Source organism: Hydrogenophaga sp. FW305-3-2-15-A-LB1, assembly GCF_058787875.1.
Map to the genome: position 1 here is coordinate 26,842 of NZ_JBYTAE010000070.1, position 9,215 is coordinate 36,056.

The window sequence follows — 9,215 nt, forward strand, 5'->3', positions numbered from 1 at the left end:
CAGCTCAGCCCTGGGCCGCCTTGCCCGCGCGCCGGGCGCCCCCGCCGCGCTGCCGCAACAGATCGAGAAAGGTGGCCGCCGCCGGCGACAGCGACTGCCCCTTGCGCTGGTACACGAAGTACTCGCGCTGGATCGCCGGCGCGCGCAGCGGCACGAAGCGCACGCCGAAGTTGTCGGCGAACGAGCGCGCATACTCCGGTGCGAGCAGCACGCCCATGCCGTGGCCGGCCAGCGCCATCGCCGTGGTGAGAAAGCCCACGTCGCTCGCCGTGTCCAGCGAGAAGTCGTGGCCGTGCGTGTGCAGCGCGCGCTCCACGTGGCGGCCGAACTCGTGGGAGTAACTGATCCAGCGCTCGTCGCGCAGCTCTTTCCAAGACACGCTGGCGCGCTCGTAGGCCGGGTGCCCCTTCGGGCACACCAGGCGGATCGGTACGTTCATGAGGAAGCTGCGCGTCACGTCATCGCCCGTCAGGCGCTCGGGGCCGATGCCCAGCTCCACCGCCCCGTGGCGCACGGTGTCCACCACGTCGTCGGCCACCGCGTCCTTCAGGCGCAGGCTGATGCCGGGATGCTGCTGGCCGAACTCGGTGAGCACCGAGGCCACCCAGGTGCAGGCCATCATCTGCGAGGTGGACACGCGCAGGAAGCCCCGGCGCAAGGCGCGGATTTCGGAAGCGCCCTCGACCACCTGGCGCACGTCCTCCAGGATGCGCTGCGCCAGCGGCAGCAGGTTCTTGCCGGCCTCGGTGAGCGTGATGGCCGTGCGGCTGCGGTCGAACAGCTGCAGGTGCAGCTCCTGCTCCAGCTGCTGGACCAGCATGCTCACCGCCGACTGCGTGAGGCTGAGCTGGCGCGCCGCGCCGGTGAAGCTGCCGCTCTGCGTCACGGCCGCGAAGGCCCGCATCTGTCTCAAGCTGATGTTCATCGCGTGCACCCATCTGGTTCAGAAGCGGTGCCCGCGGGCGTGCATGCACCATCATCAGATTTCATGATGAATGTATCAAAAGAATTCGCTTGTTTGATGCATCGCACGGTTCATAGAATGCCGCGAGACACCCCGCCCCTCCCCTCACAAGAATCCGTTGATCCCATGCACATCGCCGTTGTAGGCACAGGCATCGTCGGCGCCTGCACAGCCGCCTGGCTGCAGCGCGACGGCCACCAGATCACCTTCGTCGATCCTCTGGAACCGGGCGAAGCCTGTTCGTTCGGCAACGCCGGTTCCCTCTCGCCCAGCGCCTGCCTGCCGGTGGGCATGCCCAACATGTGGAAGAAAGTGCCCAGCTGGCTGCTCGACCCGCTGGGGCCACTGACCATCCGCACCACCTACCTGCCGCGCGTGATGCCCTGGCTGCTGCGCATGCTGCAGCACTCCACGCCGCAGGAGGTCACGCGCATCGCCACCGCGCTGCAGACCCTGCTGCGCCCGATCTTCGACTGCTACGGCCCCCTGCTCGACCACGCCGACGCGAACGCCCTGGTGCGCCGCAGCGGTTGCCTGTACGTCTACTCCTCGCGCGAGGCCGCCGACCAGTGGAAGTGGGGCATGGCCCTGCGCAAGTCCCTCGGCGTGAACCTCGTCAACGTCGAGCGCGATGAGCTGGAAGAACTCGAACCCGACCTGAAGGGGCGCTTCCGCTTCGGCATCCTCGCGCCCGACAACGGCTCCACGCTGGACCCCTCGCAACTGGTCAAGGCCCTGGTCGCGCAAAGCGTGCGCGACGGCGCCCGCCACGACCACCGCTCGGTCACCGGCTTCGAACGCGAAGGCCGGCGCGTCACCGGCCTGCGCATGGACCGCGGTGAGCCGCTCGCGGTCGATGGCGTGGTGGTGGCCGCCGGCGCCTGGTCCGGCCAGCTCGCGAAACAGCTCGGCGACCGCGTGCCACTCGAAACCCAGCGCGGCTACCACGTGACCGTGCGCAGCTCCAACCTGAAGCTGCGCCACACCGTGATGGCCTCGGAGAACAACATCATGGTCAACCCCATGGCCATGGGCCTGCGGCTGGCCGGCACGGTGGAGTTCGCCGGCCTCAAGCGCGCGCCCAACTACGAGCGCGCTCAGGCGCTGCTGCGCCAGGGCCAGCTGCTGTTCCCGCACCTGGACACCTCGGAAGTGACGCAGTGGATGGGCCACCGCCCCTGCATGCCCGACAGCCTGCCGGTGATCGACCGCAGCCGCGACGCCGACAACGCCTGGCTCGCCTTCGGCCACGGCCACATGGGCATGTGCATGGGCGCCAGCACCGGCCGCGAGGTGGCCCACCTGGTGGCGGGCCGCGCCACGCAGGTGGACCTGTCGCCGTTCAGCGCGCGGCGCTTCCGCTGAAAGGCCGGCATGAGCACACCGAGCTGGGCCATCGGCATCGACATGGGTGGCACCTTCATCGACGTGGTGGCCTGCGCCTCGGACGGCACGCTGCGCAGCCTCAAGCACCCGCGCGAAGCGGGCCAGCTGGTGCAGCCGATCCTGCAGGCCGTGCAGCGCATGCTCGATGAAAACGGCATCGCGCCCACCCAGGTCGCGCGCATCGTGCACGGCTCCACCGTGGTCACCAACCTGCTGCTGGAGCAGAACGACGGCCCGGTGGCCGTGATCACCAACACCGGCATGCGCGACATCCTCGCGCTGGCGCGCCAGGACCGGCGCGACCTGTACACCGCCGCCGTGCTGCCGCCCACGCCCGAGCGCCGCCTGTTTCCCGCCGCGCACCGCGTCGAGATCGCCGGGCGCGTGGACGCGCACGGCGACGAGATCGAGCCGCTGGACCGCGAACAGCTCACCGCCCTGGCCCACCGCATCGCCGCCTCGGGCCTGCGCTCGGTCGCGGTCTGCCTGCTGTTCTCGCACCTGCGACCGGCGCACGAGCAGCAGGTGCGCGCCTGGCTGCTCGAAGCGCAACCTGAACTGATGGTCTCGCTCTCCAGCGAGGTCGACCCCAAGCCGCGCGAGTTCGAGCGTTTCCTCGCCACCGCCTTCGACGCCTACAGCAAGCCCATGGTGCAGCAGTACCTGCGGTCGCTGGGCGGCGCGCTGGCCGAACGCGGCCTGCCCGCGCCCGCGCTGATGCGCTCCGAAGGCGGCATCGCGCCCTGGCAGGATGCCGTGGCGCGCCCCATCGGCCTGGCCATGTCCGGCCCCTGCGCCGCGCTGCAGGGCGTGGCCGCGAGCCTGCCCGACAGCGATGCCGCCCAGGTGGTGATGTCCATCGACGTCGGCGGCACCAGCACCGACATCGGCATCCTCGAAACCGGACGCCCCCTGTTCACCGACACCCTGCTCTGCGGCGACCTCACACTGCGGCTGCGCTGCGCCGACGTGGAATCGCTCTCCATCGGCGGCGGCAGCCTGGCCAGCGTGAACGCCGGTGGCGGTCTGCGCCTGGGCCCGCGCTCGCAAGGCGCCTGGCCCGGCCCCGCGGCCTACGGCCTGGGCGGCACGAACGCCACGCTGACCGACGCCCTGCTGCTGCTCGGCCGCCTGCCGCGCCAGCTCTCCGGCGGCGTGGTGCTGGACGTGGCGCTGGCCGAAGCGGCCGTGGCGCGCGACGTCGCGTTGCCCCTGGGCATTGCCACCATCGACGCGGCGAAAGCCATCGTCGCCACCGCCGCCACGGCCATGGCCGAGAGCGTGAAGATGCGCGCCTTCCAGCGCGACATCCACCCCGCCGACTGCCTGCTCGTCGCGGCGGGTGGCGGTGGCGCCCAGCACGTGGCCGAGGTGGCCGAGCTCGCGGGCGTGTCACAGGTGCGCGTGATCGCGCACGCCGGCGTGGTCGCCGCGCTGGGCCTGCTGGCCTCGCCGCCCACACAGACGGTGGAGAAGGCCTGCTCGCTGCCGCTGAATGCCGATGGCCTGGCCGCGCTCACCGCCTTGCGCGGTGACTTGCATCCCTCCATCGAATGCGCGTCCATCCGCTGGAGCCTGGAGATCCTGCACCGGGGCCAAGGCAGCCCGGTGGAAGTGGCCTGGCTGCCCGAAGACAACCTGCCCGCGCTGCAGGCGCGCTTCGCCGCGCGCTACGAAGCCCTGCGTGGCCAGATGCCCGCGCGCAGCGACGCGCTGGTGGGCCTGCTGCGCGGTGTGTTCGAACAGGCCGTGCCCCAGCCCGGCGTCAACGCCCACCACCTGCGGCCCGACCCCACGCGGTGGGCCGGCTGCGCCGCCACGGGCCAGGGCCCGCAGGCCCTGTTCGCGGCCACCACCACGGTGTGGGTGCCGGCGGGCTGGCAATGGGCGCAGGAGGCCGACGGTTCCCTGCTGCTGACGCAGGCCGAGGAGGCACGCGCATGAACGAACACCTGATCCTCATGGAGCCCGTGCGGCTGGCGCTGCAGGGCATCGTGGACCGCATGCAGAGCCGCATGATGCGCGCGGCCTACTCGTCGATCGCGCGCGAGGGTGGCGACTGCGCCGCCGCCGTCTTCCTGCCCGACGGCCGCCTGCTCGCGCAGGCGCGCTCGCTGCCGCTGCTGCTGGGCTCGCTGATCCCCGCCGTCGCCGGCGTCCTGAAGCGTTTCCCCGCGCCACAGATGGCCGAGGGCGACGCCTACCTCATGAACGACCCCTGGTCGGGTGGCACGCACCTGCCCGACCTGATCGTGGTGCGGCCCATCCTCCGCGACGGCGTCACCATCGCGCTGGCCGCCGCCATCCTGCACCACCAGGACGTGGGCGGCATGGCGGCCGGCTCGATCCCGCCGAACGCCACCGACATCCACCAGGAAGGCCTGCGCATCCCGCCGGTGCGCTGGCGCACGGCCGGCGTGGTGGACAGCAACGTCGAGACCCTGCTCACCGCCAACAGCCGCACGCCGGGCAACCTGGTCGGCGATCTGAACGCGCAGTGGTCCGCCGTGAGCCTGGGCGCGCGCGAAACCGCCGCGCTGCAGGCGCGCACCGGCCCCGCCTTCAACGCCGTGTGCGATGCCCTGCTCGCGCAGTCCGAGCGCATGACGCGCGACGCCCTGCGCCAGGTGCCCGACGGCGTCTGGCAATGGGAAGACCAGCTCGACGGCGACGGCATCGACGACGCGCCCGTGCGCATCGCGGTGAGCCTGCGCAAGCAGGGCGACGCGCTCACGATCGACTTCACGGGTTCGTCGGCGCAGACGCGCGGGCCGGTGAACGCATCGCCCTCGAGCATGATGTCCGCCATCCTGTTCTTCATGCGCTCGCTCGCGCCGCAGGCGCCGAACAACGCGGGTTGCCTCGCGCCCGCCACCTGGGTACTGCCCGAAGGCAGCGTGGTCAACCCGCGCCTGCCCGCCGCGGTGAACGCGCGCACCGCCACGCTCAAGCTGGCCTGCAACGCCATGCTCAGCGCCTGGTCGCTCGGCGCCTCGCGCGAGCCGCTGGCCTCGAACGCGGGCGTGGCCACGGTGCTCTCGCTCGGCGGCACCGGGGCCGACGGCCAGCGCTGGCTGCTCACCGAGATCATCGCCAGCGGCGCGGGCGCGAGCGCGCAGGCCGATGGCACCAGCGGCATTTCCACCGACGTGGGCAATGCGCGCAACACGCCGGTGGAGGTGATCGAATCCGAAGCGCCGCTGCGCGTGAGCACCTACGCGATCCGCGAAGGCTCGGGCGGCGTGGGCCGCTTCGTGGGCGGCCATGGCGTGCGGCGGGTATACCAATTGCTAGAAGGACAGGGCAGCGTCTCCTACCGGGGCGAACGCCATGTCAGCCGCGCGCGCGGCAGCCAGGGCGGTGGCGATGGTTCACCGTCGGCCGCCCGCATCGAAAGAGCCGATGGACGCATCGACGTGTTGCCCGCCCGGGCGCGCGTCGAGTGGTCGGCGGGGGACAGGCTCGTCATAGAAACGGCCGGAGGAGGCGCTTGGGGTGCACCAGACCACACGCTGGTGGCGCCGAAAGACCAACCCACATGAAAGTGATCTCGCCATGAACCGCATCGCCACCACCTTCGCGCTCGCGGCCACGCTCGCCGTGACCGCGCTCGCGCCCTCGCTCGCTTCGGCGCAGGCCTACCCCAGCAAACTGGTGCGCATCGTCGTGCCCTTCCCACCCGGCGGCAGCACCGACCTGCTCGCGCGCAAGCTCGGCGAGAAACTCACCGTCACCTGGAAACAGACGGTGGTGGTGGACAACCGCGCGGGCGCCGGCGGCACCGTGGGCGCGGACCACGTCTCCAAGTCCGAGCCGGACGGCCACACGCTGCTGCTGGGCGTGACCGGCAGCAACGGCATCGCCGGTGCGCTCTACCCCAACCTGCCCTACGACATGGTCAAGGGATTCACGCCCGTCACGGCCGTGGTGAGCGCGCCGCTGCTGATCGTGAAGAACCCCAACCTGCCGGCGAAGAACCTGCAGGAGCTGATCGCGGCCGCGCGCGCCAAGCCCGCCTCGATCACCTACGGCTCGCCCGGCAGCGGCACCTCGATGCACCTGACCGGCGAGATGTTCAAGCTCGCCACCAAGGCGTCGTTCCTGCACATCCCGTACCGTGGCAGTGCCGGCGCGCTCACCGACCTCATGGGCGGCCAGATCGACCTGATGTTCGGCGACGTGCTGGTCGTCATGCCGCAGATCCAGGCAGGCAAACTGGTGCCGCTGGCCGTGACCTCGAAGGAACGCCACCCGCTGTTCCCCAACGTGCCCTCCGTCGCCGAGAGCGGTTACCCCGGCTTCGAGGCGCTGTCGTGGCAAGGCCTGTTCGCGCCGCCCGGCACGCCGGCGGCCATCGTCGAGAAGATCAACAAGGACGTGAACGCCGCGCTGACCAGCCCCGACATCCAGGAGTACTTCGTCTCGCGCGGCTTCAAGCTCGGCGGCAGCAGCGCCACCGAGTACAAGGCCTTCATCGAATCGGAAACGAAGAAGTGGGCCTCCATCGTCAAGGCCTCCGGTGCCAAACCCGACTGATCCCCGCATGAGCCCCAACCCCGGCATTGAACACATCGGGCCGCCCGTGGAACGGGCCGGCAAGGTCCAGCCCATTTCACCGGCGGTGGTGGTCGAGGACCGGCTGGTCTTCGTCGCCGGCCAGGTGCCCATGCGCAACGGCCAGGCGGCCGGCGAGGACATCGCGAGCCAGACCCACTACACCCTGGACCTGATCGAAGCCATCCTGCAGCGCGCCGGCTGCACGCTGGCCGACGTGGTCAAGACCACGGTGTGGCTGGTCAACGCCAAGGACTACCCCGGCTTCAACGAGGCCTACGCCGAGCGTTTCCCCGCGGCCACGGCGCCCGCGCGTTCGACCGTCATTTCCGGCCTGATTGCCCCCGTGCTGGTGGAGATCGAGGCGGTGGCCCTGCGCCGCCCCGGCTGAGCCCGTGGCGAGGGGCTGGCCGCGCGCACCAGAATGGCGCGCCTGCTATCATGAAATCCCACTTTTCAGCGCGTCGTGGCCGGCTCCGGCCCACGCGACTCCGGACCATGACAGCTGCAGATTCCCCGGCACGGCGCGAGCCCCGCGCCGCCACCCCCACGCTTGCGCGCCCCGCACGTGCGGTGCGGGAAAGCCGACAGCGCATCCTCGCCGCCATCCGGGAAGCGGCCACCCAGGAGTTCAGCCTGCATGGCCTCAAGGGCACCTCCACCCAGGCCATCGCCGAGCGCGCCGGCCTGACCAAGCCCCAGCTGCACTACTACATCACCGGCAAGGAGGAGCTCTACAACGAGCTGCTGGACTCGGTGATGATGGCCTGGAAGATCGAGTTCGCACCGCCCGGCCTGACCGAGCCGGCCGACATCCTGAGCCACTACATCCGCCAGAAGCTGGACCATGCCTTCGACCAGCCGACGGTCTCGCGCATCTTCACGCGCGAGATCCTGGACGGTGGCCACAACCTGGGGCGCTACTGGCCCAACGCCCGCACCTGGGTCCAGAAGGAAGTCGGCATCATCAACGGCTGGATCGCGCGCGGTCTGATGAAGCCCATGAACGCGCACCTGCTGCTCATGCACATCTGGGCCATGACGCAGCACCACGCCGATTTCGCGCTGCAGGTGCGCCACATCTGCGGGCCCCTGGACCGCGAGGCCGTGGCCAACGAGCTCATCCCGTTCATCCTGCGCGGCTGCGGCCTGCTGCGCGACTGAGCGCGCTGTGGCGCCAACGACACGCGGCGCCACCTTCCTTCCCTGAATCTGCGGGTTTTCACGGTTTCCCCGGGGATGATTTTTCTTATACTGACCAAATAGTCAAATTAAATGGTCAGAAATTGAGTTCGATCAACACGCCAGCGGGCCAACCGGTCCATGCCAGCCCCCCGAACGGCCCCGCGCCACGCGGTGACCTGACCATCCGCGTCGCCCGCGTCGTGCGCCACACCGACGAGGTCAACAGCTATGTGCTGCAGCGCATCGACGGCCTGCCCCTGCCGGCCTGCGAGGCCGGCGCGCACGTGGACGTGCACCTGCCCGGCGGCCTGGTGCGCAGCTATTCGCTCTGCGGCGATCCGACGCGCACCACGGAGTCGTACGAGATCGCGGTCAAGCGCGAAGACACCGGCCGTGGCGGCTCGCGCGCCCTGCACATGTGGGTGCGCGAAGGCGAGATCCTGCGCATCGGCCTGCCGCGCAACCAGTTCCGCCTGGCGCCGAACGCGGCCCACCACCTGCTGCTGGGCGGTGGCATCGGCGTGACGCCCCTGGTCTCCATGGCGCATGCGCTGCACGCGCTGGGCGCGCCGTTCACGCTCGCGGTGTTCGCGCGCAGTTCCAAGCACCTGGCCTTGTGCAGCACGCTCGACCACGCGCCCTGGCGGCGCAACGTGCAGGTGCACTTCGACAGCGTGCCGTCGCCCACCCGCCCCTCTTCCGTGATCGCCCAGGCGCCGGCCGGTTCCCACGTCTACTTCTGTGGGCCCGAGGGCTTCATGACCCACGTGCGCGAGGCCTGCCAGAGCTGGCCGGCCGAGCGCGTGCACTTCGAGTACTTCAGCGCCCCGACCCAGCCCCAGGCCGCCCCGGCCCAGACGGCGGGTTTCGAGGTGCTGCTCGCGCGCCGCCAGCTGCGCCTGCCCGTGGCGCCGGGCAAAAGCATCGCCCACGTGCTGCAAGGCGCGGGCGTGGCGGTGGACACCGTGTGCGAACAAGGCATCTGCGGCTCCTGCCTCACGCCCTACCTCGATGGCACGCCGGACCACCAGGACGCGTGCATGACCGAGGCCGAGCGCGCCACGCACGTGGCGATCTGCTGCGCGCGCAGCCACTCGCCCACCCTCACCCTCGACCTCTGAACCCC

Annotated in this window: 8 protein-coding genes; 7 read left to right on the top strand and 1 reads right to left on the bottom strand. The window is 70.6% G+C overall.

Features of this window, described 5'->3' with window-relative positions; genetic code table 11:
* Positions 1-4: 4 nt before the first annotated feature.
* Positions 5-925 (bottom strand): LysR family transcriptional regulator, encoded by a 921-nt coding sequence (locus AC3WPZ_RS20315; RefSeq protein WP_492441197.1) that lies wholly within the window; start codon positions 923-925, stop codon positions 5-7.
* Between the two features lie 165 nt (positions 926-1,090).
* On the opposite strand from AC3WPZ_RS20315, the gene AC3WPZ_RS20320 reads away from it, so the two are divergent.
* The 7 genes from AC3WPZ_RS20320 (at position 1,091) to AC3WPZ_RS20350 (ending at position 9,210) form a co-directional block, all read left to right on the top strand.
* Complete coding sequence (locus tag AC3WPZ_RS20320) at positions 1,091-2,329, top strand: NAD(P)/FAD-dependent oxidoreductase (RefSeq protein ID WP_492441199.1); 1,239 nt, start codon at positions 1,091-1,093, stop codon at positions 2,327-2,329.
* A 9-nt stretch (positions 2,330-2,338) separates the two neighbouring features.
* Positions 2,339-4,294, top strand: a complete 1,956-nt coding sequence (locus tag AC3WPZ_RS20325; RefSeq protein ID WP_492441201.1) for a hydantoinase/oxoprolinase family protein — start codon at positions 2,339-2,341, stop codon at positions 4,292-4,294.
* Positions 4,291-5,892 (top strand): hydantoinase B/oxoprolinase family protein, encoded by a 1,602-nt coding sequence (locus tag AC3WPZ_RS20330; RefSeq protein WP_492441203.1) that lies wholly within the window; start codon positions 4,291-4,293, stop codon positions 5,890-5,892. Before AC3WPZ_RS20325 ends, AC3WPZ_RS20330 begins: the two co-directional genes overlap by 4 nt.
* A gap of 13 nt (positions 5,893-5,905) precedes the next feature.
* Positions 5,906-6,886 carry a Bug family tripartite tricarboxylate transporter substrate binding protein gene (locus AC3WPZ_RS20335; RefSeq protein ID WP_444686394.1) on the top strand — a complete coding sequence of 327 codons (981 nt, stop codon included), beginning with the start codon at positions 5,906-5,908 and terminating at the stop codon, positions 6,884-6,886.
* Between the two features lie 7 nt (positions 6,887-6,893).
* Positions 6,894-7,295, top strand: coding sequence for a RidA family protein (locus AC3WPZ_RS20340; RefSeq protein WP_382158534.1), 402 nt, complete (start codon positions 6,894-6,896; stop codon positions 7,293-7,295).
* A 107-nt stretch (positions 7,296-7,402) separates the two neighbouring features.
* On the top strand, positions 7,403-8,068 hold the full coding sequence (locus AC3WPZ_RS20345) for a TetR family transcriptional regulator C-terminal domain-containing protein (RefSeq protein WP_291120293.1): 666 nt from the start codon (positions 7,403-7,405) through the stop codon (positions 8,066-8,068).
* 122 nt (positions 8,069-8,190) lie between these two features.
* A complete protein-coding gene (locus tag AC3WPZ_RS20350) occupies positions 8,191-9,210 on the top strand; it encodes a PDR/VanB family oxidoreductase (protein WP_444686393.1) in 1,020 nt (339 codons plus the stop codon).
* Positions 9,211-9,215 lie beyond the last annotated feature (5 nt).

Coding starts and splice junctions, on each gene's coding strand:
- AC3WPZ_RS20315 (WP_492441197.1), bottom strand. CDS start 925: ATGAACATCAGCTTGAGACAGATGCGGGCCTTCGCGGCCGTGACGCAG.
- AC3WPZ_RS20320 (WP_492441199.1), top strand. CDS start 1,091: ATGCACATCGCCGTTGTAGGCACAGGCATCGTCGGCGCCTGCACAGCC.
- AC3WPZ_RS20325 (WP_492441201.1), top strand. CDS start 2,339: ATGAGCACACCGAGCTGGGCCATCGGCATCGACATGGGTGGCACCTTC.
- AC3WPZ_RS20330 (WP_492441203.1), top strand. CDS start 4,291: ATGAACGAACACCTGATCCTCATGGAGCCCGTGCGGCTGGCGCTGCAG.
- AC3WPZ_RS20340 (WP_382158534.1), top strand. CDS start 6,894: ATGAGCCCCAACCCCGGCATTGAACACATCGGGCCGCCCGTGGAACGG.
- AC3WPZ_RS20345 (WP_291120293.1), top strand. CDS start 7,403: ATGACAGCTGCAGATTCCCCGGCACGGCGCGAGCCCCGCGCCGCCACC.
- AC3WPZ_RS20335 (WP_444686394.1), top strand. CDS start 5,906: ATGAACCGCATCGCCACCACCTTCGCGCTCGCGGCCACGCTCGCCGTG.